A 26,096-nucleotide genomic window follows, 5' to 3' on the forward strand; every position below is an offset into this window, starting at 1 on the left:
CGGACCGGGTTCACGCTGTCAATCGTCCCAGTCGGGTGCGAGGTGACCGGGGTTGACGATGCGGCCATCGGGTTTGGCAAGCGCGTGGATCGCCTGCATTTCCTCTTCCGAGAGCGCAAAATCGAAAATGTCGAAATTCTCCTTGAGGCGGCTTTCGGTTGCGGTCTTGGAAAGCGCCACGACATCCGGCTGCTGCACCGCCCAGCGCAGCGCCACCTGTGCGGCCGTCTTGCCGTGCCTTGCACCAATATCCTTCAGAACCGAATCATCAGGCACCTTGCCATCCGCCATCAGATAATAGGCAGTGACCGAAAGCCCGTGTTTGCGCGCCGCCGCAATCACCTTCGTCTGGTCCAGATAGGGATGGTATTCGATCTGGTTGGTGGCAAGCGGAGTATCGGAGAGTTTGACCGCCTCTTCCGTCAGCGCCACGTTGAAGTTGGAAATGCCGATATTGCGCACCTTTCCGGCCTTGCGCACGTCGTTCAGCGCGCCGATCCTTTCCGCCAGCGGCACATCGCTTTTCGGCCAGTGCAGCAGCAGGAGATCGACATAATCCGTCTTCAGCTTTTGCAGGCTTTCATCGACGGAGGCGAGAAAATCAGCGTGGCGGTAGCGGTCCACCCAGACCTTGGTGGTCAGGAAAATATCGTGCCGGGAAATGCCGGACTTTGCGATCACTTCGCCAACCGCACCTTCATTCTTGTAGATCTGGGCCGTATCGACATGGCGGAAACCGAGTTTCAGCGCCTCCGGCAAAATGCGCCTGATATCCTCTTCCGGAATGCGGAAGGTGCCGAAACCAAGGGCGGGAATGTTCGCGCCATTCGCGTTGACGTCATACATGCATGTCTCTCCTGTTTATTGCAAACATGGCCGGCAAGGACTGCCGGATGGGGAAGCGGTCTTTTATTAACTGGTGTCAGCGCCATTGGTTTCAAGCGTCTCGCCATTGCGAGGCGCTGTGCGCGAGGCTACCAGTCGATGGTGAAACGTCGTAGATGGCATGATCGGAATGTGGAGGAACCACGCGTGTCGCGTTCACAACGGCTTCTTGATCTGTTGCAGATCCTGCGCGCCCACCGCATGCCGGTCAGCGGTACGGCGCTGGCCGCGCAAACCGGCGTCAGCCTGCGCACGCTTTACCGCGATATAGCAACACTTCAGGCGCAGGGTGCTGACATCGAGGGCGAGGCGGGTGTGGGTTATGTGCTGCGTCCCGGTTTTTTGCTGCCGCCGCTGATGTTTTCGCAGCAGGAGATCGAGGCGCTTGTGCTCGGGTCGCGATGGGTCGCGGGCCGTGCCGATGAGGGGTTGGCGCAGGCCGCCCGCGCAGCACTCGTCAAGATTGCCGCCGTTTTGCCCGATGCTCTGCGTGAGGAACTCGACAATTCCACCCTGCTTGTCGGCCCCGGGCAGGCCATGGCCACCATCCACGTCGATCTCGCCGCCATTCGCGATATTATTCGCAAGGAGAGTAAGGTCGTGATGACCTATCGCGACGAGAAGGGAGAATTGACGGAGCGGGTGATCTGGCCCTTCGCGCTCGCTTTTTTCGATCTGGTGCGAGTGGTGCTGGCATGGTGCGAGACGCGGCAGGATTTCCGCAGTTTCCGGGCCGACCGCATCGAGAGCTTCAACCCTCTGGACAAGCGTTATCCCCGCCGCCGCCAGTCCCTGCTGAAGGACTGGCGCGAGCGGGAAAAACAGCGACGGCAACAAAATCATGCTGACAAAAACTGACAGCACGGGGGTCTAGAACCTGTTCATCCGCAACTCAAGGAGAACAGCCATGACCCACCCCGATTTCACCATTCTCTACGTCGACAACCCGCCGGCCAGCACGGAATTTTATAAAGCCCTGCTCGGCGCAGAGCCGGTCGAAGCCTCTCCGACATTCTCCCTTTTCGTGCTTCAAAACGGCATGAAGCTCGGCCTCTGGTCGAGGCATACGGTGGAGCCGAAGGCATCGTTAACGGGCGGTGGCGGCGAGCTTGCCTTCCGCGTCGGAAGTGATGCGCAGGTGGATGAAGCCTTCGCCGACTGGAAGACAAAGGGCATCGCCATTTTGCAGCAGCCCGGCACGATGGACTTCGGCTACACATTCACTGCGGCCGACCCCGACGGCCATCGTCTGAGGGTCTACGCCTTCGCGGGTTAGAGATAATGCGTTGAGGCCGATTGGCTAAATAGTGTCGTAGCCATGTCGTACTCTAAGCTCTCCTCATCCCTGTGACAGGCACAGGAATGAGGGGAGGCGAAAACTACGCTACTTCTTCACCGCCACCACGAACAGGCGCGGAAAACGCAACAGCAGCCGGCCGTCCGCCATGGGCGGATAGGCGGCTGCGATGCGCCTGGTATAGTCGTTGAGGAAGGCCTCGCGGTGTTCCTCGCCGGCGGCGGCAAGATAGGGGCGCAGACCCGTACCCTTCACCCATTCCACAATGCTTTCCGCATCCTTCATGGGGTGGTTGTAGATGGTGTGCCACACATCCACCCGCGCGGATTTCGGTGTCAGCGCATCGAAATAGGCTGATGGCGCGGGCAGGGGTTTGCGGCGTAATCTGCCATCCGCAAACTTGTCCTTCCAGGGGCCGTCTGCTCCCGTTTCCTCCATGGCGCGATGTGTCGGCTCCTGCAGATTGTCAGGCATCTGCACGGCAAGAACGCCGCCGCTTTCCAGCTGGTCCATCAGCTGCGAAAGAACGGCAAGATGATCCGGCACCCATTGGAACACCGCATTGGCATAAAGCAGGTCCGCCTTCTGGCTGGGCCGCCAGTTGCCGAGATCGGCCTTGCCGAAACGGGTGTTGGGCAGCCGGTCCGCCGCCTTTTCCAGCATGTCGTCGTCGCTGTCGATGCCGGTGATGACGTTGACGCCGTAACGATCGGTCAAAAGCTCGGTGGAATTACCCGGGCCGCAGCCCAGATCGTAACCGTTCAGCACGCGCTCCAGCGGCACCTGCGCCAGAAGATCCCTTGCCGGGCGTGTCCGCTCGTCTTCAAATTTCAGATATTGCTGGGCGGACCATGCCATGATTTTCTCCTGCTGACGTGTTGCATTCGGATCGGCGAACAAGAATGGTAAAGGGCGTTGCAAGCGCCGTCAGACTGCCAGCATCGCATGGGCGAAATCCCCCCGCCATCATCCAATGCATGAATTATTGTGATGGATCTATTCATCAACCTTTTGTTTCGCCTCACAAAACGTCTTTGTCAGGGCATGCATTTGTTATTTTCCATCAAAATAAGACATGGCGGCAATTAAAACTTGACCTCACCCGGTCAGAGGCATTCACTCCCGCCGATTTCAGAGCATTGCCAGCAAAAGTGCGAAGCGGTTTTGCGTGCGGCAATGTGGCAGGACGAAAAAGATGGAGCTCTTTCGCTTTTTGCAGAAAGGCGGAGATGCTCAAGACAGGAGACAGTCATGACCGTCGATACCGCACCCCGATCAACCACCTGGACCTATGTTGATGGTCAATGGCTGCCCGGCAATCCGCCGCTCATCGGCCCGACCTCGCATGCCATGTGGCTGGCCTCCACGGTGTTTGACGGCGCGCGCTGGTTCGATGGCGTGGCTCCCGATCTCGATCTGCATTGCCAGCGCGTCAACCGCTCGGCCATCAACATGGGCATGAAGCCGACCATGACGGCGGAAGAGATCGAGGCATTGGCGCTGGAAGGCGTCAATAAATTCGACGGCAAGACCGAAATCTACATCAAGCCGATGTATTGGGCAGAACACGGTTCGCCGGGCAGCGTCGTCGCGCCCGATGCCAATTCCACCCGTTTTGCGCTGTGCCTTTTCGAAGCGCCGATGAATGCCGGCGCATCGCTGACACTCACCGTCTCGCCGCTGCGCCGTCCTTCACCGGAAACCGCGATGACGGATGCCAAGGCCGGTAGCCTTTACCCCAATAGCGGCCGCGCCATTCTGGAAGCCCGTGCACGCGGTTTCGACAACGCCCTGATGTGCGACATGAACGGCAATGTCGCTGAATCGGCATCGTCCAACGTCTTCATGGTCAAGGACGGCGTCGTCTTCACCCCGGTTCCGAACCGCACCTTCCTTGCGGGCATCACCCGTTCGCGGGTGATGAGCCTTCTGCGCCAGGCCGGTTTCGAAGTGCGCGAAGCGACCCTGTCGGTCGAGGATTTCCGCGGGGCGGATGAAATCTTCTGCTCGGGCAATTATTCCAAGGTTTCCCCTGTTGTGAAACTGGATGACCGCGCATTGCAGGCAGGCCCGGTCGCCCGCAAGGCGCTCGATCTTTACATGGATTGGGCACGTCTCGGCGCAGACGTCTAGAGCGCCGTGCGTCCTGCCGGACGCTCTGACTCTCTTTAATCTGCGCATCGTTACGGACGAAAATCGAATGTGATTTTCTGTCTGGTGGGCAAAGCTGACACGTATTTCGATCAGGGCCATGGCAGGCGTTAGGCTTGCCGTGGCCTTTTGTTTTTGCAGTGCAGTATTTTCCCGCGAAAACTGAGGGGAATTTAATCCAATTTTAGACAAACCACACGTAGTTTGCAGCATCTTCCCTTCCGGCTAACGAGGGCCGCCAGATGTCTTTCAGCATTCGTAATGTACTTGTAGGATTTTTTCTTACCATCAGCCTCGCGCTGGCCGGTTTGGTCGGAAACGAGTTGTGGCGGTCGGCCAATCGCGCCGGCACCTTTTCAGAGGTTGCGCAACTCGTCTCGCTCGACAAGCTTCTTTTCAACGCTCTTTTGAATTTCCGCAGTGAACGCGGCGACAGCGCCACGGCACTGACGCTCGATCCGTCGAAATCGACGGGCAGCGTCGCCAGCGTGCAGGCCGCACGCCAGAAGGTGGATGCTGCCATGACGGCATTCCTCACGCAGTCTTCGTCGCTTGAAGACACTCAGCTTCAGGCACCGCTGAAGCGCGTTAAAGATGTCTACGCGCAGTTCGTCGAATTGCGAAAGAAGGTTGACGCCAACGTTTCGCTGCCGCTTGACCGGCGCGAAGGCGGGCTCGACAAGACGGTCATGGCGCTCGGCGGCGATTTCCTCGCCTCGCTCGAGGCGGGCTCGACGGCGCTTGAAGGCACTGTTCGCTCTCTCGATCAGGGTCAGACCGGTTTGATCCAGTTGCGCTCTTACGGCTGGTCTGCCCGTGCCCTTGGCGGCAGCGCCACCGTCATTCTCAACGCTGCCGTTGCCCAGAACCGTCCACTGACGGCGCAGGAGATGCAGCAGCTCGGCGCATTCGATGCCGGTGCGGCTTTCGCCTGGAAAGCGACCGGCGATCTGGTTACGCATGAATCGACGCCGCAATCGCTCAAGGATATCTACGCCACGGCGGACAAGACTTACTTCAAGGGCGATTTCAGCACGCAGCGCGCCAAGCTCATCGACGATCTCATGAATGGTCGCACGCCTGCCTTCACCATGGACAGCTGGCGCACCACCGTCACCGAAAACCTCGGCACGATTGCGAAAATCGCTTCTGCCGCCATGGATGTTCTGGACGCAAATGCCGCACAGGCCAAACAGGACGCCTTCATCGATGCGATGATCTATCTCGTCGTCTTCATCGCGACGCTGGCGCTCTGTATCCTGTCGCTTGCCGTCATCGTCGGGCGCGTCACCCGGCCGATCAGCCGCCTGACCAACGCGATGATGGAGCTTTCGGGCGGCAATCTTTCGATCGATGTCGCCGGCGCAAAACGCGGCGACGAGATCGGCGAGATGGCCCGCGCGGTGGAAATCTTCCGCGAGGCGGCAATCCGCAACAGGCAGCTGGAATCCGAAGCCCTGGCCAACCGCGAGCGGGCCGAGCGGGACCGTATCGAGTTGCAGCAGCGCGCCGAGGCCGAGGCCGAAGAACGGCTCAATCAGGCCACGGGTTCGCTGGCGGGCGGTCTTCGTCGTCTCGCTTCCGGCGACATGGTCTGCGAGATCGCCACGCCGTTCGCACCGCAATTCGAGGCGCTGCGGCACGATTTCAACAGCTCGGTCGTTCAACTGCGCGAAGCGCTGACAAGTGTCGGCCAGTCCGTGCAGACGGTAAATGGCGGCGCTCACGAGGTTTCGTCGGCATCCGACGATCTTTCCCGCCGCACGGAGCAGCAGGCTGCCTCTCTGGAAGAGACCGCTGCCGCGCTGGAAGAGATCACCGCCAATGTTTCGGCCACTTCCAAGCGGGCAAGCGATGCGCGCGACACGGTGCGTGAGGCAAGGGCAAAGGCCGATCTTTCCGGCAAGGTGGTGCGCGATGCCGTTTCCGCCATGGAACGCATCGAGCATTCCTCGCGCCAGATCGGCCAGATCATCGGTGTTATTGACGAAATCGCCTTCCAGACCAACCTTCTGGCGCTGAATGCGGGCGTCGAGGCGGCGCGGGCGGGCGATGCGGGCAAGGGTTTTGCAGTCGTTGCACAGGAAGTGCGCGAACTGGCCCAGCGTTCCGCCAAGGCCGCCAAGGAAATCAAGCAGCTCATCAACACGTCAGCCGTTGCGGTGGGTGAGGGCGTGAAGCTTGTCGCCGATACTGGCGTCGGACTTTCCGAGATTGAGCAGCTCGTACTGTCCGTCAACACGCATATGGACGCCATCGCCACCGCGGCGCAGGAACAGTCCGCCGGTCTCTCCGAGGTCAACACCGCCGTCAACCACATGGATCAGGCTACGCAGCAGAACGCCGCGATGGTCGAGGAAATGAATGCGGCCGGTGCGGGTCTTGCGCAGGAATGTGCCAATCTCCAGGCTTTGTTGGCGCAGTTCCAGCTCGGTCAGCAGACCTCCGCATTGCGCGAGACGGCAAGGCACATGCGTGAGGCAAGCCCCGCACGTGCACCCGTCTCCCAGCCGTCCAGATCCCGCCCGGTCACCGCTTCGCGTGGCAATGCCGCGCTGGCCGTGAAGGGTGATGACTGGACTGAGTTCTGAGGACGAGATTGCCTTTGGCTTCGGGGTCCAGCGCGGTCAAGTCTCTGATCGCGTACGACTCTTCTCACGGCGCAGACGCGCCGTGGCTGGATGCCGAATCCAGTCCGGCATGACGAAACAAAAAGTCGCAAGCACCAACAGATCGAAGCCCGCGTCCGAAATCGACGCGGGCTTCATCGTTTCTGTAGGTTTGGCAATGCAGCAGCGAGCGCCCTTAGTGGCGCGGTCATGTGCTTGTCGCGTCTGAGGGCAAGGGCGATCCGCCGTTCGAGCGGCGGCTCGAGCGAGCGCCATTCAAGCCCCGATGCAGCACCTTCATGCTCCATCGCCATGCGTGGCACGATGGCAAGGCCAAGGCCCGCGCCCGCCAGTTTCTTGATGGCCTCGACGCTGCCCAGTTCCATGGCGGGTTGAACGGTGCGGCCGCTTGCCGAAAACCATTGATCCACGAGCTTGCGCGTATTGCCGCCCTCGTAAAGCAGCAATGGCTGTGTCGAAAGCGTCTCGGCATCCAGGATTGTTGCGTCGCTGATGGTGCCAAGCGGGAACACCGCAACCAGTTCATCGAGATGGATGTCGCTGATATCGAGGCTGCGGCCGCTGGCCGGCAGGGCCACCACCGCCGCATCGATCGTATTGGCTTCGAGAAGCCTCAGTATATCGTGGGTATTGCCGGTCTGCACGACGATGTCTATCCCCGGCATCACCTGGCGGATTTTGCCCAGCACTGGCGGCAGAAGATAGATGCAGGCGGTGGCGCCCGTGCCGATGCGCAGGCGTCCCGTCACGCCGCTGCGATGAGGGGCTACGGTATCGATGGCATGCGCCACTTCTTCCGCAATCCGTCTTGCATGGATGAGAAAGTCCCGGCCCGCCGCCGTCGGCTGCGCGCGCCTGCCGACCCGTTCGATCAGCCGCACACCGAGCTGCTTTTCCAGCAGCCGGATGTGCAGGCTGATGGCCGGCTGCGTCAGCCCCGCCTTATCGGCTGCGGCGGAAAAGCTGCCGAGTTCGGCGACATCCATGAAGCTGCGCACCTGCCGCAGATCGAGGTCCATCATCAAAGAAAACCTTATCGTTTGTATAAGACAGATAATCTTTATTTTGACTGAGCCGCAATGCACAATAATGCCGTGAATGACCACAGGACACGAGAATGACCCTTCCCACAATTTCCAGCCTTACCATCCGCCCCTGCGAGGAGGCGGATATTCCAGCCATTACCGAAATCTACCGGGATGCCGTGCTGCATGGCCGCGCCAGCTTCGAGATCGATCCGCCAAGCGTGGATATGATGCTTGAGCGCCGCCGATTGCTGGTGGAAGGCAACTACTCCTATCTCGTCGCCGAAATCGACGGAAAGGTAGCCGGATATGCCTATGCCGGCGCCTATCGTCCGCGCCCGGCCTATGGTGCTGCTGTGGAGAATTCCGTTTATATCGATCCGGCCATGAAGGGCATGGGAATTGGCCGCAAGCTGCTCGATGCGCTGATCGAGGATGCGACTTCGCGCGGCTTTCGGCAGATGATTGCGGTCATCGGCGATAGCGCCAACGCCGCCTCCATCGGGGTTCACCGCGCCGCCGGTTTCGAGCATGTCGGCACATTCAAGTCCATCGGATGGAAACACGGCCAGTGGCTGGACACGGTGCTGATGCAGCGCGCGCTGGGCGATGGCGACACCACGCCCCGTTTCTGAAACCTCAGGGCTTGGTGGAGCCGGGGATTTCAACCTTCAGCGTATCGCCGGCAAGCTCGCTGCCGAGTTCGACGGCCTTGGTCTTCTTGTCGTAAACGCAGATATGGCTGATCGTCGCATCCGCGCCCTTGGCCTTGCCGGTGAGGACGGCGAGGCCATAATTCTCGCTGCCCACCGGATCGACCACCACCTTGGCGTCCTCGATCATGTCTTTGCCGGCGCCAAGGCACGCCGTCTGCACATCCGCCACGAATTCCTTCCAGGCATCGTCAGACGATGCGACGGCGGGTAGCGCCAGCGAGGAGAAGACGGCGAAAAGCAGCGCGCGATGGATCATGGGGCGGGTCATGGAATTTCCTTCCTGCAATTTCATCAAAAGCGAACCGATAGGGTGGAAAACAGTACGCCAGGGTTGTGAAACAAATGTGGTGGCGGCTGGCTTGAGAGGAATTTTCTCTTTTGTCGGAACATTTTGATATTTCACAGGTTGCCCAAACAGAGGTTCGCTCCTATGGTCCGCTCACACGGTTTCTAGGAGCGGTAACCCGCTGCAAAAAGGAGTAAAAACCATGGCCTTCGAACTTCCTGAACTCCCCTACGACTACGACGCGCTTGCACCATACATGTCGCGCGAGACGCTCGAGTTCCATCACGACAAGCACCACAAGGCATATGTCGACAACGGCAACAAGCTGGCGGCGGAAGCCGGTCTTTCCGACCTTTCGCTTGAGGAAGTCGTGAAGAAGTCCTTTGGCACCAATGCTGGTCTCTTCAACAATGCTGCCCAGCATTACAACCACGTCCATTTCTGGAAGTGGCTGAAGAAGGACGGCGGCGGCAACAAGCTGCCGGGCAAGCTGGAACAGGCGTTCGCCTCCGATCTCGGCGGTTACGACAAGTTCAAGGCTGATTTCATCGCTGCCGGCACCACGCAGTTCGGCTCGGGCTGGGCATGGGTTTCCGTCAAGAACGGCAAGCTCGAAATCTCCAAGACCCCGAACGGCGAAAATCCGCTGGTTCATGGCGCAGAACCGATCCTCGGCGTCGACGTATGGGAACACTCCTACTACATCGACTACCGCAACCTGCGTCCGAAGTACCTCGAAGCCTTCGTCGACAACCTCATCAACTGGGACTATGTCCTGGAGCGTTACGAAGCCGCTTCCAAGTAAGTTTTGCGGATTGTAATTTTTTGAGCACCCGGCCCCCCAAAGGCCGGGTGTTCTGCTTTTGAGGTCGACAATCCAGCGTGTCGCTTCCATTTGTCACAAGCCTGTCATCCGCCCGGTTTATCGCGGCGCATCATGACTGAAAAAACCACACCGCTCTTCTCATTCGGCATTGTTGCCGATCCCCAATATGCCGATGCCGAACCCCGCCCGGATATGGGCCGGTATTATGCCGAAAGCCCGAAAAAGCTTGGCGAAGCGATCGACGCCTTCAATCGCGAGGAACTGGCCTTCGTGGTAACGCTGGGCGATATCATCGATCGCGGTTTTGAAAATTTCGATGCGATCCTTGGCGTCTACGAGCAGCTTCGCCACCCTTCGGTGATGCTGCCGGGAAATCACGATTTCGCCGTTGCCGCCGAACACCTCTCCGCCATCCATGCCCGCCTCGGCATGGCGTCGCCATGGCACGATTTCACTATCGGTGAGATACGTTTCGTGGTGCTTGACGGCAGCGAGGTCAGCTTGTTTGCCCCGCCGCCGGGCGATCCGCGCCGCACGCTGGCGCAAGAGCGTCTGAAGCGCCTGAAAGAGGTGGGTGCGATCAATGCGCAGGACTGGAATGCGTCGCTCAGCGACGAACAGTTCGAATGGCTGCGGACCGTTCTGCAAAAGGCGGATGCGGCGGGTGAAAAAGTGGTCATTCTCTGCCACTATCCGGTCTATCCGAACAACGCCCATAATATGTGGGACGCGCCCCGCATCGTTGATCTTCTGGATGTACACCCTTCGGTCGTCGCATGGTTCAGCGGCCATAATCATGAGGGCAATTACGGGGTGCAGGGCAACACTCACTTCGTCAACTTCAAGGGCATGGTGGATACGCCCGACCAGAACACCTTCGCCATTGCCGATGTGTTTGCCGACCGAATCGTCATCCGCGGTTTCGGGCGGGAGGACGATAGGGTGCTGGAGCACTTGCAGCATAACGCTGCCTTGCTTTGAAGTCAGCACCACCCTCTCAACCGTCATTCCTGTCCCTGTCACAGGAATGACGGTTGAGACGGGGGCCCCGACACACAACGAAGGTTGAAAGACGCGCTAAATCAGTTGCTTTTACGCGCCGGCTTGATTCGTCGTTCGTTCCGAAGTCCCAAGCTGATTGCTCTGCCAGCCGCTCATCCACAATTGCCGCAACCTTTCGCCTTCCATCTTGAAAAAGCTGCCGGTTGTCTTGCAGGTCAGAACGCGGTCGGAGCGGAAATTGCGGATCGCTTGCCTTAGCTCGCACCAGGCGACGATGTTGGTCGTCTCCGAATAATAGATCATGGCGATGGGCCGGATCTGTCGCCGGGTCTCGGTGCCGGTTTCATCGCCATAGGTTATGTCCAACCGCTCCTCGTCGCGCACCGCCCGCCTGACCATGGCAAGATCGACGCCGGCGGGTGAGGGCGCGATGCTGCCCCAGGCGTGCAGGGCATTGGCCGACAGGGTTTTCGACAGGGGTTCGGGCAGGGATGCGGCAATCTTGTCGCTGACCTTTTTGGCCGCCTGCCGCAATTCAGTATCGCCCGTGCGCGCGACCATGGCGAGCGCAAGCACGATCGCCTCCGTCTCCTCGATGGAAAACATCAGCGGCGGCAGGTTGAAGCCGGGACGCAGGATGTAACCGACGCCGCGTTCGCACGCGCATGGTCTGAAGGGCCGAAATATCGCGATAGACCGAGCGCACCGTGACTTCCAGTGCCTCGGCAATGGTCTGCGCGGTGATCGGCCTGCGCGCCACCCGCAGGATCTGGATGATCTCGAACAGTCTCGATGCCTTGCGCATTGCCGTTTTTCCCGGTGGTTTCTCAACGCAACTGACACAACGCTGTCAGTTGGCTTTTCCTATAAGCAGCAAAACACATTGAGAAACATGAGTTTTCCCGAATGTGTCGAAAACTGTTTTGGGAGATACTGACATGAGTTACGCCGAAAATCGCTGGCTTTTCTTTCTGGTCCTGTTCGGCATCATCATCCTGCCGGGCATGGATATGCTGTTCGTGCTGGCAAGTGCGTTGACGGGTGGCAAAAGAACCGGGCTTTCCGCCGCAAGCGGCATGAGCGCCGGCGGCATGGTGCATTCACTTTACGGTGCGTTGGGCGTCGGCATGCTTGCCGCCTGGATGCCGTCGCTGTTCCTGCCGCTGCTGGTCGCCGGCGCCGCTTACATGGTCTGGATCGGCGTCGGCCTGATGCGCAGCGCTATCACCGTCAATGGCGATGAGGCGCAGGCGAGCGCCTCTGTCAGAAAGGCGTTCTGGCGGGCCGTGCTCACCTGCCTTTCCAATCCGAAAGCCTATCTCTTCATGATGGCGATCTATCCGCAATTCCTCAAACCCGACTATGGTCCAATCTGGATGCAGGGTCTGGTAATGGGCGCGATGGTGGCCATCACGCAGTTCACGGTCTATGGCGCTCTGGCGCTGACGGCGGATAAAAGCCGGGCATGGCTCGTTTCCTCGCCTGCCGCGACGATTTTCATCGGCCGCGCCGCCGGTTTCATGCTGATTGCCGCAGCCCTGGTTACGCTTTGGGAAGCACTCTCCTAGACTTCTGTTTTCTTGGGGAAATTCACTGCAATGTGACTTCTTTTCGCCATGCGGAAAGTGCATCCTCGCGCCGTTATCGCGCGTTCGGCATCTGCCGGAATCAAGGAGAGAGTGTATGAAACTGAAAACCATCGCGGCGGCCATGCTTTTCGGCTGTCTTTGCGCCGGAGCGGTCTACGCTGCCGGCGAAGTCGAAAAACGTGAAGGCATGATGAAGCAGATCGGCGGCTCCATGGGGGCGCTTGCTGCCATCTCTAAGGGCCAGAAGCCTTATGACGCCGAAGCCGTAAAGGCTGCCGTGACGACCATCAGCACCAACGCCAAGGCTTTCCCCGACCAGTTTCCCCCGGGCAGCGAGACCGGCAGTGCTGCGGCACCCGCGATCTGGGAAAATTTCGATGACTTCAAGTCCAAGGCCGCCAAGCTCGGTGCCGATGCGGACAAGGTCCTCGCCAGCCTTCCCGCCGATCAGGCAGGCGTCACCGCCGCCATGCAGACCCTCGGTGCCGATTGTGGTGCGTGCCACCAGACCTACCGTCTGAAGAAGTGATCCTATTAAGAACGCCGCTTCCCGGCGGCGTTTTTTCAGCGGGAATGATGCCTGATCTCATCAGGTGATAATTGGGAGAGGGGTCATGGCCTCCATTTGGACGAAGCTCGCGGGCGGGATCGCGGTGGCGGCCATTGCCGGTTTCGGCATTTTCGCCTGGGTCACCGCGCCTGTGCGTCAGGCACCCAGCCACTGGGTGAGCCTTGGCGAGCCGGACCTTGCCAATGGCGAAACGCTGTTCTGGGCGGGCGGCTGCGCAAGTTGCCATGCGGCACCAGATGCCAATGGCGATGCGCTTTTGACGCTTTCGGGCGGGCAAGCGTTGAAAAGCCCCTTCGGCACCTTCCATGTGCCCAATATTTCCTCCGATCCGCAGCATGGCATTGGCGGCTGGACGCTTTCGGAATTCGGCGATGCGATGACGCGCGGCGTCGGCAAGAACGGCGAACATCTCTACCCGTCCTTCCCTTACGCCTCCTATGCCCGCATGACGCAAAAGGACATCAACGACCTCTTCGGTTATTTGCGGGTTCTGCCCGCCAGCCAGAATGACGCGCCGGATCACGAACTGCCGTTTCCCTTCAACATGCGCATGGCATTGGGCGGCTGGAAATTCCTCTATTTCGATACATCCGCGCCACCCCGCGTCGAGCTTGCCGACGCCAATGCCGAATTGCTGCGCGGCCAATATCTGGTGGAAGGCCCGGGCCATTGCGGCGAATGTCACACGCCGCGCAATCCGCTTGGCGGTTTTCTCGATGGCAAATGGCTGGCCGGTGGTCCAAATCCCGAAGGCGAGGGCCGCATTCCCGATATTACCCCCGGCTCGCAGAGCGTCGGAAGCTGGGAGGCGGCCGATATTGCCAACTATCTGGAAACCGGCTTCACCCCGGAATTCGACAGCGTCGGCGGCTCCATGGTCAAGGTGCAGCAGAACATGGCGCATCTGACGGCCGAAGACCGCAATGCGATCGCCGCCTATCTTAAGGCCATCCCGGCACGGTAGCCCTTTGCCGTCATGCCGGACTTCATCCGGCATCCAGCCACGGCGCGCAATTCTCACGCCGGCCTGCCATTGACTCCCACCCACACCCATCGGATAACGATCCTGTGATGGTTCCTTCCGGGCGTTCCGGAAGGTGAAAAGGGAACACGATAGGGAGACATCCTCATTCGTGGCTGCCCCCGCAACTGTGAGCGGAGAGCCTGAAACGAAATGCCACTGGTAAGCATCTCGCCGGATATGGGCGAGGGCAATGCCGGGAAGGTGTTTCAGGTTTTGACCCGTAAGCCAGGAGACCTGCCATCACGGAAATGTCCATGCCGGCGGGGTGTCCGGAAGAGCGGAATTTCAGGGTGGTGGCGCTTGAACGTGCCGCCCTGTGTCAGTCTCGTATCCCCGTGGTGAAGTGTATCGCATGCGGCTGCACGGCGTTTTGCCGTTCCGCCGCGTCTAAAGGCGCGGGGTCGCGCCGTAAGAGGGGTCACCATGTCCATCAACCAGAATACGGCAAATGCCGCCGTTTCAGCAAAAACGGGCAGCTTCGCGCAATCGCTGACGGCGATCGTGCTTGGTCTGTTCGTCGTCGGTTTTGTCGGCTTTTCGCATGTGGAAGCCGTTCACAACGCCGCGCATGACACACGTCATGCCAATGCTTTCCCTTGCCATTGAGGTGGGAAGCATGTCGTTCTTTCGCAATATCGTTTTTACCGCCGTCCTCGTCGGCATCGTTGGCGGCTTCGCCGTTTCGGCCATGCAGGCTTTCGGCACCACGCCGCTGATCCTGAAGGCGGAAACCTATGAAAATGCCGGTGGCGAAGCGCCCCACAGCCACGATGCTCCGGCCACGACCGGCGCTGCCGTTCCCGCGCACGAACATAACGAGGAAGCCTGGTCTCCGGCCGACGGCCTCGAGCGCACCGCCTATACGGTCGCCGCCAACGTGTTGACCGCCATCGGTTATGCACTGGTGCTCACCGGCCTCATCTCGCTACGCGGCACCAATGCCGGCTGGCGCGAAGGCCTTTTGTGGGGTGTGGCCGGTTTTGCCGCCGTCATGCTTGCGCCGATGATCGGCCTGCCGCCGGAACTACCGGGCAGCCCGGCGGCCGCGCTTGAGGCGCGTCAAATCTGGTGGCTTTCGACGGTTGCGGCGACCGCAGGCGGCATTGCGCTGATCGCATTCCGCCGCGAACCCTGGGCAATCGTGCTCGCACTGGTGTTGATCGTTGCACCACATGTGGTGGGCGCGCCCCTGCCGCCGGAAGGTGAACATGCGCTGGCACCGCTGCCGCTGGAACGACAGTTCATCGTTGCCGCCACCGTGACCAGCTTTGTCTTCTGGGCCTTGCTCGGAACATTGAGCGCGTTTTTCCTGAAGCGCTTCCAGCAGGCTTGAAACCATGCAGGACGCAGCCGAATGGAGTGAGGAACTCGACGCGCTGCGTTTTGCCGTTCCCGGTCACGGCGCTTTCTGCGCCGTGCACCGCCTTGCCTTCAAGGCAGTCCTCGTCGTCAGCCCGGAACGGGAAGCGGCGCTCGCCTATTTTCATGACAATGAGGCTGCCTTTACGGCCGCAGCCCTTGCCAAGATAAAACGCTCGGCTTTACCGGCCGGTCGCAGTCTGCATCTCAACAGCCGCGATATCCGCCGTGCGATTGCGGGGGAGTGCGGGGATGTCGCGCCCCGTGTCTGCCGGGTGCTTGATCAGGGGTGATTTGTGATGGTCTCGCGGCTTAACTTCTCCACCACCCTCATTCCTGTGACAAGCACAGGAATGAGGGTGGGAGGATCCGCAAAACTCTCGACACCAAGGTGAGCTTCACCGGTGTTCCGCCGCAAAAATTCCAAGTTCCGCCTCGGCTTCCGGACCAAAGAGGCCGAGGTGTTTCAGAATTTCCACTGCGAAACTGACCGGTGCACTGCCGGCTGCGGTTACGATGCCGCCATCGCTGACCGCCTTCGGCTGGTCGCGATAGAGCGCTTCGCCGCGATAGGACGGAGAGGCCTTGTGAGAGGCGAGCGAATTGCCGGTATGGGCGACGTCATCAAGGGCGCCCGTGCCTGCAAGCGCGCTGGCAGCCGCGCAGATGCCGGCAACCAGTCGGCCCTTCTCGCGAAACCGCTGTACCAGCCCGCCAAGATCGACAGCCGTTCCCTTTTCCCAGCTGAGGCCGCCGGGAATGACGAGCGCATCGATGTTAGCAGGATCAAGCGCGTCGTATGATGTGTCGGGCGTAACGTTGAGCCCGCCCATTGAAACCACGGGCCGGCCGTCCGGGGTTGCGTAAACGATCTCGACGCCGAGATAGCCGCGCGCGGCGGCGGCAAGCAGCGCCGGTTCCCAGTCCGCAAAATCCTGCGCAAGCGCAATGGCAATCCGTGTCATGGCCGTCTCCGAAGGTTGCAATCAGGCGATAGACTGCATGTAGCGCATGCCGGTGACCGGGCGCGGCGCGAAATCCATGCTTTCGTAGAAACGATGCGCGGCGACATTGCCGGTCGTGGCGCTGACGGAAAGATAGTCGCAACCGAGGCGCTTGGCGATATCGCGGGCGCGGGAAACCAGGTGCTGGCCGGTGCCATGTCCGCGGTGACCGTCACGCACGAAAAGATGGTGCAGCTCAAGCCCGCGGCGGCCTTCCTGCGCCCTGTAGAGCGGCAGCATCAGGGCGTAACCGATCAATGCGCCGTCGGCTTCCGCAACCAGCCCATGCACCCAGGGAAGCGGGCCGAACAGGTCGCGTTCCAGTTTCGCCGGCGTAATCGCCGCCGCATCGCCATGAAAGGTGGCAAGCAGGGTGATCATCTCATTGAGCTCAGGCAAATCGGTCTTGCGTGCGCCACGAATGATGACGACGGGCGGTCTTTCCAGTGTAAGGGAACTATCTTCGGTCATTTTTCTGGTCCTTCGGTTTTATCGGTGCCGTCAGGACGCTTGAAAAACAACAAAGCCGCCTGACGGCGGCTTGTTGACAAAATGATCTGTCGAGCCGCCCTTTACAGGTAGGCCCAAAAGTACGAGCAGGAGATGGGTGCGCGTTCGTTGATCATGTCCATGCAATGCGCTCGAATCTGAAATCTGTCAAGCCTGCTCTTCAGCATCAATGCTCCCCTTCGCACATGCCATGGTCGGAAAGCGCGCGGATGACATAACAATCCTCGATCGAATGACCATGGCAATGGGAGACGATACGTTCCAGCTCATGCTCGAGCTTCTTGAGGCTGCTGATTTTTTCGCGCACATGGGCGAGGTGTTCGGCGGCAATGCGGTCCGCACCCTCGCACGGCATTTGCCGGTGCTGGCTGAGCGCAATCAATTCTTTGATAGCGTCAATATTGAGCCCGATATCGCGGGCATGGCGGATGAAAGCCAGCCTTTCGAGATCGGATTTTTCGTAACGGCGCTGGTTGCCTTCCGAGCGGTCTGCCTCGCGGATGAGGCCCATCTGCTCATAATAGCGGATCGTCGGAACCTTCACGCCGGTACGTTTGGACAATTCACCGATGGACAGCATTGCCTTCTCCATATCCTCAAGAGCAGCCGGGACAAGAACGAGCCGGATGCTCTAGTCTCTAGAGATATAGCTTTTCAGCCTGCCGTTCAATGGGTGTCAGGCGGCAGCATCCACGCCGAGTGCCTGCGCCAGGGCTTTGAGAACTTCTGTCTCGATGCTGGAGGCGGCGTCAGGCTGCGCTGATGCGGCGATATCTACCGCCGGTTCGGTTGTGGCCTGTGCGCCGCTGTCCAGGTTCCAAAGTGCTGCGGCAAGTCCGGCGGAAACGCTGGCGGCGGCAGGTGCGGCGGAAACGGCAACGCTCTCGGCGCTGGAAATCGCGCGGTGTGCCGCCCGTGTCAGTTCCAGCAAGGCCTCGGTGGTTGCATTTGTTTCCCTGGTCTTTGTCGGCTCAAGGGTTCGGACCGGAGTTGCGTAATAGCTGCTGGTTGTTGCTGCGATAGTCGTCATGACTGAGTCCCCTAAGTTTCATGGGGTATTTTTAGGGGTCGAAACATTCGCGAAGGTTGCGTCGCGCAGGGCTTGAACCAAAAAACATCGCAATATAGTATACCCCCCTATAGTATATGAGGTACTCATGTCCCATACGATCCGCAACAAGGAGAAGCTTCTCGCTCGCATCCGTCGCCTCAAGGGGCAGATGGAGGCGGTGGAGCGTGCTTTGGACGATTCCAAGCCCTGCGGCGAGGTGCTGCAATTGCTGGCCTCGGTGCGCGGTGCGCTTTCCGGCCTGACGGGGGAGGTGATGCAGGAACATCTGCATGAGCACGTCGTGCACGCCGAAAATGAAGACGAGCGGGCGCGTGCGGCGGAAGAGCTGGCCCAGGTGCTGAAGACCTACATCCGCTAACCTCTCTCCCAAAAGTGTCCGCGGCTTTGGGAAAAGACATGCGTGAAACAGAATATTCCAGGATCGAACAGGATTAGCGACATGACGACGACATCCGAATTTTCCGCAGCGTCCGGCCACGACCATGTTTTCCTAGGCCGGAACCATGAGCGCAATGAAAAGCGCGTGTGGATGGTGATTGCGCTGACCACAGTCATGATGGTGGCTGAGATCGTCGCCGGCCACTGGTTCGGTTCCATGGCGCTGACGGCGGATGGCTGGCACATGTCCACCCATGCGGGCGCAATGCTCATCTCGGCGCTGGCCTATCTCTATGCCCGGCGCGAGGCGCGCAATCCGCGCTTCACCTTCGGCACCGGCAAGTTCGGTGATCTCGCCGGTTTTGCCAGCGCCATCGTGCTGGCGGTGGTGGCGCTGCTCATCGCCGTCGAAAGTGCGATGCGGCTTTTCAATCCTGTTCAGATCGACTTCAATCAGGCGATCCTCGTCGCCGTCATCGGTCTCATCGTCAATCTCGTCAGCGCCGTGCTGTTGAAGGATGACCACGATCACGGCCATGGCCATGGTCACGCACATGGTTCGCATGCCCATCACGGCCATGGCAGCCACGCCCATCACGATCACGGCTCGCACGCGCATCACGGCGAGCACGGAGCGAAGGGCGGCAGGGACAATAATCTGCGCGCAGCCTATCTGCATGTACTCGCCGATGCGCTGACTTCCGTTCTCGCCATTGTCGCGCTGCTGCTCGGCAAGTGGAACGGCTGGTCCTTCCTCGATCCGTTGATGGGTATTGTCGGCGGTGTGGTGATTGCCCGCTGGTCATGGGGACTCATTCGCTCCACGGCAACGACGCTGGTTGATGCAGTTCCGCTGACGGAGGACTTGCCGCAGGAAATCCGTGAAAGCGTGGAAACGGAAGAAGATCGCATCACCGACCTGCACGTCTGGCAGGTGGGGCCGGGGCATCACGCCGCCATTGTCGCCATCCACTCGCAGGTGCCGAAGGCACCGGCTTTCTACAAGCAGAAGCTTGCAGCCATACATGAACTCTCACATGTAACGGTGGAGGTCAGCCCGGCAAGGGCCTGATCGGAATCATCTATTCGTATTCGGAATAGGCGCTGCGCACCCATTCGGCCTGCGCTTCTGCCTTGTCCTCGGCGGAGGTCGCAGCCGGCGTGTGGGCCGGCGCGCTGCCATTGCCGACGGCCCACAGCACGTTGGCCAGCGAACGGGAAAGAACGGTGCTGGAAACGGTCGGGTTGCCGGGGCCGCGTTTTACGGCTTGTTCTTCGGGCGCGCTCTGCGCGCTGCCGGGTTTTTCGATGTCGCGGACACGAGCCTGATAATTGTATCCGCCAATATTGCTTTCGATCTGCATGCCAGTGATTCCGCGTTCAAAAGTTAACAAATGGTTAACGGCGGCGGCTTGCCCGAAGCTTGCGCTTGCTGCATTGCAATGTCGTTCCCGGCTTGACACGTGGCAAAGGGGTGCTTCGTTTTTGCATGGTTGGATGGGAAGGCGGGCATTGCCGGCCTTGCCCACACTTCGCGTCGTGCTCGCCATGGCGACCCTGTTGTGCCGCTCAAACTCTGGCGCCAAACACCCCACTCCCGTCATGCCGGCTCTAGGCCGGTATGACGAAAGAGTTTGGGCGCGGCCAGCCAGCTCCGATGTCTTTTGCGCAGCGGGGCTGGGGCTTTTTCGGTCCTCTGAAAGAAAGGCAAATCCTGTTGGTGCCGGATTACGCAGTTTCCTTTTCCACAGGCGCCGCCGGTTCCGGGATTTTTTCCGCTTCCTCCACGACTGCCACCCCGGCCTCCGTCTCCTGAGGTGCCGGCGTGACCATCGCCGCCACCAGCGTGTCGAGGCCGATGGCGCCGACTGGCTTGCCGTCTTCATCCACCACATGGGCGCTGGTTTCGTTCGCCTCCGACATATCGCGGGCGATGGTTTCCAGAGTCGCGTTTTCCGGCACCGACATGCCCTCGGGTTTCGCCGTCAGCGGCTCCATCACGGTGGTCGCCTGAAGCACGCGGCTGCGGTTGACGTCGCGCACGAAGTCGGTGACGTAACCATCCGCAGGGGAAAGGATGATGCTCTGGCCGTCGCCCTGCTGCACCACTTGGCCGTCTTTCAGAATGGCAATGTGGTCGCCGAGCCGCAAAGCCTCATCCAGATCGTGAGTGATGAACACCACGGTCTTTTTCAGCTCCTGCTGAAGGTCGAGCAGCATCGTCTGCATATCGACACGGATCAGCGGATCGAGAGCCGAATAGGCCTCGTCCATCAGGAGAATATCGGCATCGTTGGCAAGCGCGCGGGCAAGGCCAACACGCTGCTGCATGCCGCCGGAAAGCTGGTTCGGATAATAATCCTCATAGCCGGCAAGACCGACACGATCCAGCCAGTAACGGCCTTTCTCTTCGCTGTCCTTGCGTGGCATGCCCTGAATATCGAGGCCGTAGACGCTGTTTTCCAGCACGGTGCGATGCGGCAGGAGGCCGAATTTCTGGAACACCATCGCCGTTTTGTGACGGCGGAATTTCCGCAGCGCCGAAGTGCTCATGCCGCAAATGTCCTCGCCGTCGTAGAGGACCTCACCTGCGGTCGGGTCGATCAGCCGGTTGATGTGGCGGATCAGCGTCGACTTGCCGGAACCGGAAAGCCCCATGACCACGGTAATCTTGCCGCCCGGCATGGTGATGTTGATGTTGTTGAGGCCAAGCACATGGTTGTGTTTGTCGTTCAGCTCGACCTTGTCCATGCCTGATCGCACCGCTTCGAGGTACTTCTCGGGATGCTTGCCGAAGATCTTGTAAAGATTCCTGATTTCGATGCTTTTAGCCATGGGAGACCTCGCGGTATTTCTGCAGGCGCTTGCCGAAAGCCTGGCTTGCCCGGTCGAACACGATGGCGATGGCGACCAGAGCGAAACCGTTCAGGAAGCCCACCGTGAAAAACTGGTTGTTGATGGCCTGCAGCACATTCTTGCCGAGACCGCCGACGCCGACCATGGAGGCGACGACGACCATGGCGAGTGCCATCATGATGGTCTGGTTGATGCCGGTCATGATGGTGGGCAACGCCAGCGGCAGCTGCACATTGAACAGCTTCTGGCCGTTGGAGGAGCCGAAGGCATCGGCGGCTTCCAGCACTTCCCGGTCTACCAGGCGGATGCCGAGGCTGGTCAGGCGGATGACGGGCGGAATGGCGTAGATCACCACTGCGATCAGGCCCGGTACCTTGCCGATGCCGAAAATCACCACCACGGGGATGAGATAAACGAAGCTTGGCAGGGTCTGCATCACGTCGAGCACGGGATTGATGATACGCTGCAACCGTTCGGAGCGTCCCATCAAAATGCCGAGCGGCAGGCCGATGACGATGGCGATCAGCGTGGCGATGGCGACGATGGAAAGCGTCGTCATGGCGTCGCGCCAGAGGCCGACTGCGCCGATCATGAGCAGGGAGATGGCCGTGCCACCGGTGATCTTGACGCTGCGCCCGGCCAGATGCACGATCGCCAGAATGACCAGCATGGTGACGATCCACGGGGTCTGGATGAACAGCCGCTCCGAGGAGTTGAGAAAGAGCTGCAGCGGATGCACGATCACATCGATCGCATCGCCGTAATTGCGCACGATATCGCGAAAACCGTCATCGATGGTCTTGCGTGCCACACGCATCGTGCCGTTATCGATGGCCGGAAACTTGCACAGCATATCCGGCAGATAGTTACAGAGGGCCATTATTGTTGTTTTCCCTTTGGGTTGGATGAATGGGAGGGACAATGGAGTCGCTGGAGCGTGCGGGCACCCCCCTCTGTCCTGCCGGACATCTCCCCCTCATGGGGGGAGATCGGCAAGACGCGCCACATCGCTTCATCCGCTAGGTTGGAGTGGAGCGAGGCCTTGCCGCAGGCCGATCTCCCCCCTTGAGGGGGAGATGCCCGGCAGGGCAGAGGGGGGTAAAGCCACGGATACAAACCCGAGCTTTCCCACCCTCCGGATGCACTACATCGAAGCCTTGATCTTCTCTGCCACCTCGGGCGAAACCCACTTCGTCCAGATATCCTCGTTGTTCTCGAGGAAATATTCCGCGCCGTCTTCGTTGGTGCCCTGGTTTTCATCCATCCAGGCAAGAACCTTGGCGACGGTCTCGTTGTCCCACTGCCGCTTGCGGATATAGTCGATGGAAGGACCGGCCTTCTCGGCGAAGTCCTTGGTGACAACAGTGAATACCTCTGCCACCGGATAGGCGTTTGGCTTGGGATCGGCGCAATCAGGCTTGGCGATGCAATTGTCGTAGGCCTCGCGGTCGAGTGCCACGCCATCGTCCAGTTTCACCATGTCGTACTTGCCAAGAATGGCCGTCGGGGACCAGTAATAGCCGAGCCAGCCCTGCTTTTTCTCATAGGCATTGGAGATCGAGCCATCGAGGCCCGCGGCGGAGCCGGTATCGATCAGGGCGAAGCCCTTCTCGTCGGCCTTGCGTGCCTTGAACAGGTTGGCGGTCGTTGGCTGGCAGCCCCAGCCCGGCGGGCAGCCAAACACGGCACCCTTGCTGGCGTCTTCCGGCGCCGGGAAAAGCTCGGGATGCTTGAGTGCGTCCTCAACTGTCTTGATATCAGGGTGTTCGTCGGCGAGATATTTGGGAATCCACCAGCCTTCAACGCCACCTTCACTCAGGATTTTGCTTTCCTGGATCAGGTTGCCCTTCTTGACGGCGTCCTCATAGGGGGCGCCAAGGGTATTCACCCACATTTCGGGCGCCATATCCGGCTGGCCCTTTTCATTCATGGAGGTGAATGTGGGAGTGGTGTCGCCGCTGATGACGTTGACCGTGCAATCATAGCCGTTTTCCATGATGAACTTGTCGACGTAAGCCGCAACACCGGCGGACGCCCAGTTCATTTCGGCGATGGTGACGCTGCCACATGTTTCTGCGGCGTTGGCGGAATTTGCTGCACCGGCAGCGATGGTAAAGCCCGTTACGAGAATGGTCGAGGCCAGGAGTTTCTTCATGGGAGACCTCCAAGTCTGATGCAGTGTTTTCAGTTGGCAAAGCGGGAGCACTGCAAAGCCCGGATTGCCAAGGGCGAACTGACATGGCGCATGAAAAAGCCGAAAAAATCCGGCGATAAGATTATCCGCAAGACGTGCTGCAGGATTGCCGCGAGAAAGGCGGCGAAAAGGCGCATGAATATGTCAACGGCCCGGATAATACGGCCGAAAAGTGATATTGCAATGCGAAATGGCGCAACGCAGCCATGCGTTCGATTTCCGGAACATTTTTCCCGGTGACGTAATACATGGGAATTATTTGTGTTTGCGGAAGATATATTATGAGTTGCAGCAACTGGAAATAAAAATTCAATGTCGATAAAGATGTTATTTAAATAAAAGATGCGTGTGATAATTTGTGGAAAAAATATTCAATAACGAGATTTTCGCAGGTATTTTCGTCCAAAATAAGATCGGGCGACGATTGGATCGCCGCCCGTTTCTGCATGCAGCGTGTCAGACGGTGTCCTTGCCCGCGACCTTCAGTGCGAAGGCATATTCGAAGGCAATTTCTTCCAGCCGCTGGAAACGGCCCGACTTGCCTCCATGGCCAGCCGCCATGTTGGTCTTTAGCAGGATCGGGGCTTCCCCCGTCGTCTTTTCGCGCAGTTTCGCCACCCATTTGGTCGGTTCCCAATAGGTCACGCGCGGGTCGGTGAGGCCGGAAAGCGCAAGCAGTGGCGGATAGGGCTTTTCCCCGACATTGTCATAGGGGCTGTAGGCGGCGATCCACTGATATTCCTCTTCCGATTCCTGCGGATTGCCCCATTCCGGCCATTCCGGCGGGGTTAGCGGCAGCGTGTCATCAAGCATGGTCGTCAGCACGTCCACGAAGGGAACCGCAGCGATGATGCCGGCAAATTTTTCCGGGGCCATGTTGGCGACGGCGCCCATCAGCATTCCCCCTGCCGAACCGCCTTCCGCGATGATGCGGTCGTAGGAGGTAAAGCCTTCCTTGACCAGATGATCGGCAGCCGCGATGAAATCCTTAAACGTGTTCTGTTTGTCTTTCATCTTGCCGGTTTCATACCACTCGAAACCCTTGTCCTTGCCGCCGCGAATGTGAGCGATGGCATAGATGAAGCCACGGTCTGCCAAAGACAGCGTTGTGGTGGAGAAGGAAGCGGGGATGGTGATGCCATAGGCGCCGTAGCCATAAAGCAGGCAGGGGGCCGAACCGTCGAGCGCTACATCCTTGCGGTAAAGCAGCGAGACCGGCACCAACTCGCCGTCCTGGGCAGGCGCCATGATGCGGCGGGTAATGTAGTCGTCGGGATTGTGGCCGGAAGGCACTTCCTGCGTTTTCAGCAGCGTGCGGTCGCGCGTCACCATATTGTAGTCGAACAACTGGCTCGGCGTCGTCATCGAGGAGTAGGAGAAGCGGATGACATCGGTGTCGTATTCTGCAGCGCCATGCAGGCCAAGCGAATAGGCTTCCTCGGCAAAGGCGATGGAATGTTCCTCGCCCGTGCGGCGATCGCGGATAACGATGCGCGGCAGGCCGTCGCGGCGCTCCAGCCAGATCAGATGGCGGGCATAGGCATCGACGGAGAGAATGAGGCGACCCGGCTCATGCGGCACGACCTCCTTCCAGTTTTCCTTGCCCGGCGCGGTCACCGGCGCTTCCATGATGCGGAAATCCTTGGCATCGCCGTCATTGGTGAGGATGTAGAAGACATCGCCGCCTTCGCACATCGAATATTCGATACCTTCCTCGCGCTCCGCAACCACAACAGGCTCGGCCATCAGGTCCTTGGTGGAAAGAATGCGGTATTCGCTGGTCTCATGGTCGTGAATGTCGATGAAGATGAAGTCGTCGAGCACGGACGCGCCGACGCCCATGAAGAAGCCGGGGTCCTTTTCCTCATAGACCAGCCGGTCGGCCGACTGCGGCTCGCCGATGATGTGGTGGAAGACCTTCGAGGGGCGGTGGTTTTCGTCCTGTAGCGTATAGAAGAAGCTCTTGCCGTCAGGCGCCCATGCCCCGCCGCCGCCGGTATTTTCCACGACATCGGCAAGGTCTTCACCGGTTTCGAGATTACGGATGCGCAGCGTGAAATATTCCGAACCCTTGTCGTCATAACCCCAGATGCCGTGACTGTGATCGGAAGACTGGTCGAGGCCGGCAAGACGGAAATAATCCTTGCCTTCAGCTTCCCTGTCGCCATCAAGCAGCACGTGCTTTTCGCCGCCATCACGCGGGGTGCGGAAATAATGCGGTTGCTCGCCGCCGGTCACGAACAGCGTGCCATAGGCATAAGGTCCATCATTGACCGGAACAGAGGAATCGTCCTGCTTGATACGGCCTTTCATCTCCTCGAACAGCTTTTCCTGAAGCGCCTTGGTGTCGCCCATTGCGGCTTCCATATAGGCGTTCTCGGCCTCCAGATGGGCGCGGATGGCTGGGTCGAGCAGGGTAGGGTCCTTGAACATGGCCTGCCAGTTATCGGCCCGGAACCATGCGTAGTCATCGGTGCGGGTGATGCCGTGATGCGTATCCTGGACGGGCCGTTTTTCGGCGGTCGGGGCGGCGGGCAGGTTCTTGAAAATCGGCAAGGGAAACTCGCTTTCGTATGAAAAATGCGTGGGCGGCACCCAAGATGTAGAGTGCCCCTCACCACCGATCAAGTTTCAAATCTCCACAGGTGAAATGAGGCTTGGGCACAATTTCGTCAGTTTTCGATCACATTTTGGCAATATCCGGCAAATCAGCGATGATAC

At 59.5% G+C, this 26,096-nt stretch carries 28 protein-coding genes, 1 pseudogene and 1 riboswitch; of the genes and pseudogenes, 15 read left to right on the top strand and 14 right to left on the bottom strand.

The annotated features are described in order from the left end of the window. Nucleotides 1-18: 18 nt before the first annotated feature. Nucleotides 19-846 carry an aldo/keto reductase gene (locus tag G6L97_RS02525; RefSeq protein WP_013635670.1) on the bottom strand — a complete coding sequence of 276 codons (828 nt, stop codon included), beginning with the start codon at nucleotides 844-846 and terminating at the stop codon, nucleotides 19-21. A gap of 186 nt (nucleotides 847-1,032) precedes the next feature. On the opposite strand from G6L97_RS02525, the gene G6L97_RS02530 reads away from it, so the two are divergent. Together G6L97_RS02530 and G6L97_RS02535 are read left to right on the top strand one after the other, a co-directional pair. Beyond that, the gene (locus G6L97_RS02530; RefSeq protein WP_111783243.1) at nucleotides 1,033-1,743 is read left to right on the top strand and encodes a helix-turn-helix transcriptional regulator; all 711 of its coding nucleotides are present in this window, start codon (nucleotides 1,033-1,035) and stop codon (nucleotides 1,741-1,743) included. 49 nt (nucleotides 1,744-1,792) lie between these two features. Then, nucleotides 1,793-2,161 carry a VOC family protein gene (locus G6L97_RS02535; RefSeq protein WP_003511943.1) on the top strand — a complete coding sequence of 123 codons (369 nt, stop codon included), beginning with the start codon at nucleotides 1,793-1,795 and terminating at the stop codon, nucleotides 2,159-2,161. A gap of 108 nt (nucleotides 2,162-2,269) precedes the next feature. On the opposite strand, the gene tam is transcribed toward G6L97_RS02535, so the two are convergent. Next, the gene (tam, locus tag G6L97_RS02540) at nucleotides 2,270-3,040 is read right to left on the bottom strand and encodes a trans-aconitate 2-methyltransferase (RefSeq protein WP_003511945.1); all 771 of its coding nucleotides are present in this window, start codon (nucleotides 3,038-3,040) and stop codon (nucleotides 2,270-2,272) included. Nucleotides 3,041-3,433: 393 nt separating this feature from the next. On the opposite strand from tam, the gene G6L97_RS02545 reads away from it, so the two are divergent. Both G6L97_RS02545 and G6L97_RS02550 read left to right on the top strand, forming a co-directional pair. Then, complete coding sequence (locus tag G6L97_RS02545) at nucleotides 3,434-4,315, top strand: branched-chain amino acid aminotransferase (RefSeq protein ID WP_111783242.1); 882 nt, start codon at nucleotides 3,434-3,436, stop codon at nucleotides 4,313-4,315. 260 nt (nucleotides 4,316-4,575) lie between these two features. Then, complete coding sequence (locus G6L97_RS02550; protein WP_080799137.1) at nucleotides 4,576-6,924, top strand: methyl-accepting chemotaxis protein; 2,349 nt, start codon at nucleotides 4,576-4,578, stop codon at nucleotides 6,922-6,924. 173 nt (nucleotides 6,925-7,097) lie between these two features. Here G6L97_RS02550 and G6L97_RS02555 read toward each other — a convergent pair whose 3' ends face one another. Beyond that, nucleotides 7,098-7,985, bottom strand: coding sequence for a LysR family transcriptional regulator (locus G6L97_RS02555; RefSeq protein WP_111783241.1), 888 nt, complete (start codon nucleotides 7,983-7,985; stop codon nucleotides 7,098-7,100). A 95-nt stretch (nucleotides 7,986-8,080) separates the two neighbouring features. Between G6L97_RS02555 and G6L97_RS02560 the strand changes: the two genes are divergently transcribed. Then, nucleotides 8,081-8,623: a GNAT family N-acetyltransferase gene (locus G6L97_RS02560; protein ID WP_003511952.1), complete on the top strand. Its 543-nt coding sequence runs from the start codon at nucleotides 8,081-8,083 to the stop codon at nucleotides 8,621-8,623. A 4-nt stretch (nucleotides 8,624-8,627) separates the two neighbouring features. Here G6L97_RS02560 and G6L97_RS02565 read toward each other — a convergent pair whose 3' ends face one another. Next, nucleotides 8,628-8,972 (bottom strand): hypothetical protein, encoded by a 345-nt coding sequence (locus G6L97_RS02565; RefSeq protein ID WP_173994939.1) that lies wholly within the window; start codon nucleotides 8,970-8,972, stop codon nucleotides 8,628-8,630. A 220-nt stretch (nucleotides 8,973-9,192) separates the two neighbouring features. On the opposite strand from G6L97_RS02565, the gene G6L97_RS02570 reads away from it, so the two are divergent. Further along, nucleotides 9,193-9,795 carry a superoxide dismutase gene (locus tag G6L97_RS02570; protein WP_003511955.1) on the top strand — a complete coding sequence of 201 codons (603 nt, stop codon included), beginning with the start codon at nucleotides 9,193-9,195 and terminating at the stop codon, nucleotides 9,793-9,795. Between the two features lie 132 nt (nucleotides 9,796-9,927). Continuing rightward, nucleotides 9,928-10,797 (top strand): metallophosphoesterase, encoded by an 870-nt coding sequence (locus G6L97_RS02575; RefSeq protein ID WP_065702663.1) that lies wholly within the window; start codon nucleotides 9,928-9,930, stop codon nucleotides 10,795-10,797. A 111-nt stretch (nucleotides 10,798-10,908) separates the two neighbouring features. Here G6L97_RS02575 and G6L97_RS02580 read toward each other — a convergent pair. Beyond that, nucleotides 10,909-11,623: pseudogene (locus G6L97_RS02580) on the bottom strand (helix-turn-helix transcriptional regulator). A gap of 133 nt (nucleotides 11,624-11,756) precedes the next feature. Between G6L97_RS02580 and G6L97_RS02585 the strand changes: the two are divergent. The 6 genes from G6L97_RS02585 to G6L97_RS02610 all read left to right on the top strand — a co-directional run bounded on the left by G6L97_RS02585 (nucleotide 11,757) and on the right by G6L97_RS02610 (nucleotide 15,654). Next, nucleotides 11,757-12,386 (top strand): LysE family translocator, encoded by a 630-nt coding sequence (locus tag G6L97_RS02585; RefSeq protein WP_065702659.1) that lies wholly within the window; start codon nucleotides 11,757-11,759, stop codon nucleotides 12,384-12,386. 115 nt (nucleotides 12,387-12,501) lie between these two features. Continuing rightward, nucleotides 12,502-12,936, top strand: coding sequence for a c-type cytochrome (locus G6L97_RS02590; RefSeq protein ID WP_025592760.1), 435 nt, complete (start codon nucleotides 12,502-12,504; stop codon nucleotides 12,934-12,936). 85 nt (nucleotides 12,937-13,021) lie between these two features. After that, complete coding sequence (locus G6L97_RS02595; protein ID WP_111783239.1) at nucleotides 13,022-13,942, top strand: c-type cytochrome; 921 nt, start codon at nucleotides 13,022-13,024, stop codon at nucleotides 13,940-13,942. Between the two features lie 91 nt (nucleotides 13,943-14,033). Next, a riboswitch (cobalamin riboswitch) is annotated at nucleotides 14,034-14,258 on the top strand. A 167-nt stretch (nucleotides 14,259-14,425) separates the two neighbouring features. After that, the gene (locus G6L97_RS02600) at nucleotides 14,426-14,608 is read left to right on the top strand and encodes a CbtB domain-containing protein (RefSeq protein WP_003494386.1); all 183 of its coding nucleotides are present in this window, start codon (nucleotides 14,426-14,428) and stop codon (nucleotides 14,606-14,608) included. Between the two features lie 10 nt (nucleotides 14,609-14,618). Continuing rightward, nucleotides 14,619-15,335, top strand: a complete 717-nt coding sequence (locus tag G6L97_RS02605; RefSeq protein ID WP_111783238.1) for a CbtA family protein — start codon at nucleotides 14,619-14,621, stop codon at nucleotides 15,333-15,335. Nucleotides 15,336-15,339: 4 nt separating this feature from the next. Next, nucleotides 15,340-15,654 carry a hypothetical protein gene (locus G6L97_RS02610; protein WP_111783237.1) on the top strand — a complete coding sequence of 105 codons (315 nt, stop codon included), beginning with the start codon at nucleotides 15,340-15,342 and terminating at the stop codon, nucleotides 15,652-15,654. Between the two features lie 105 nt (nucleotides 15,655-15,759). Here the strand turns inward: G6L97_RS02610 and G6L97_RS02615 are convergent, their stop codons facing one another. The 4 genes from G6L97_RS02615 to G6L97_RS02630 form a co-directional block, all read right to left on the bottom strand. Then, a complete protein-coding gene (locus G6L97_RS02615) occupies nucleotides 15,760-16,326 on the bottom strand; it encodes a type 1 glutamine amidotransferase family protein (protein WP_111783236.1) in 567 nt (188 codons plus the stop codon). A 21-nt stretch (nucleotides 16,327-16,347) separates the two neighbouring features. Next, complete coding sequence (locus tag G6L97_RS02620) at nucleotides 16,348-16,836, bottom strand: GNAT family N-acetyltransferase (protein ID WP_003511975.1); 489 nt, start codon at nucleotides 16,834-16,836, stop codon at nucleotides 16,348-16,350. A gap of 205 nt (nucleotides 16,837-17,041) precedes the next feature. Beyond that, the gene (locus G6L97_RS02625; RefSeq protein ID WP_065658158.1) at nucleotides 17,042-17,455 is read right to left on the bottom strand and encodes a MerR family transcriptional regulator; all 414 of its coding nucleotides are present in this window, start codon (nucleotides 17,453-17,455) and stop codon (nucleotides 17,042-17,044) included. Between the two features lie 96 nt (nucleotides 17,456-17,551). Continuing rightward, nucleotides 17,552-17,905, bottom strand: coding sequence for a hypothetical protein (locus G6L97_RS02630; RefSeq protein ID WP_111783235.1), 354 nt, complete (start codon nucleotides 17,903-17,905; stop codon nucleotides 17,552-17,554). A 127-nt stretch (nucleotides 17,906-18,032) separates the two neighbouring features. Here G6L97_RS02630 and dmeR point away from each other — a divergent pair, with 127 nt between their 5' ends. Then, a complete protein-coding gene (gene dmeR, locus G6L97_RS02635) occupies nucleotides 18,033-18,305 on the top strand; it encodes a Ni(II)/Co(II)-sensing transcriptional repressor DmeR (RefSeq protein WP_003494395.1) in 273 nt (90 codons plus the stop codon). 81 nt (nucleotides 18,306-18,386) lie between these two features. Beyond that, nucleotides 18,387-19,397 carry a CDF family Co(II)/Ni(II) efflux transporter DmeF gene (gene dmeF / locus G6L97_RS02640; RefSeq protein WP_025592771.1) on the top strand — a complete coding sequence of 337 codons (1,011 nt, stop codon included), beginning with the start codon at nucleotides 18,387-18,389 and terminating at the stop codon, nucleotides 19,395-19,397. Between the two features lie 10 nt (nucleotides 19,398-19,407). Here dmeF and G6L97_RS02645 read toward each other — a convergent pair whose 3' ends face one another. The 5 genes from G6L97_RS02645 to G6L97_RS02665 form a co-directional block, all read right to left on the bottom strand. After that, nucleotides 19,408-19,875 carry a hypothetical protein gene (locus G6L97_RS02645; protein WP_013635687.1) on the bottom strand — a complete coding sequence of 156 codons (468 nt, stop codon included), beginning with the start codon at nucleotides 19,873-19,875 and terminating at the stop codon, nucleotides 19,408-19,410. Nucleotides 19,876-20,053: 178 nt separating this feature from the next. After that, nucleotides 20,054-21,160: a quaternary amine ABC transporter ATP-binding protein gene (locus tag G6L97_RS02650; RefSeq protein ID WP_111783234.1), complete on the bottom strand. Its 1,107-nt coding sequence runs from the start codon at nucleotides 21,158-21,160 to the stop codon at nucleotides 20,054-20,056. After that, complete coding sequence (locus tag G6L97_RS02655; protein ID WP_174002673.1) at nucleotides 21,153-22,061, bottom strand: ABC transporter permease; 909 nt, start codon at nucleotides 22,059-22,061, stop codon at nucleotides 21,153-21,155. The genes G6L97_RS02650 and G6L97_RS02655 overlap by 8 nt, the downstream gene beginning before the upstream one ends. A 264-nt stretch (nucleotides 22,062-22,325) precedes the next feature. Beyond that, entirely contained in the window at nucleotides 22,326-23,336 is a 1,011-nt protein-coding gene (locus G6L97_RS02660; RefSeq protein WP_019564115.1) for an ABC transporter substrate-binding protein, read from the bottom strand. A 495-nt stretch (nucleotides 23,337-23,831) separates the two neighbouring features. After that, a complete protein-coding gene (locus tag G6L97_RS02665; RefSeq protein WP_111783339.1) occupies nucleotides 23,832-25,931 on the bottom strand; it encodes a S9 family peptidase in 2,100 nt (699 codons plus the stop codon). Nucleotides 25,932-26,096 lie beyond the last annotated feature (165 nt).

Origin of the sequence: Agrobacterium tumefaciens, assembly GCF_013318015.2 — a bacterium.
In the GTDB taxonomy this organism is placed as follows: Bacteria; Pseudomonadota; Alphaproteobacteria; order Rhizobiales; family Rhizobiaceae; genus Agrobacterium; species Agrobacterium tumefaciens.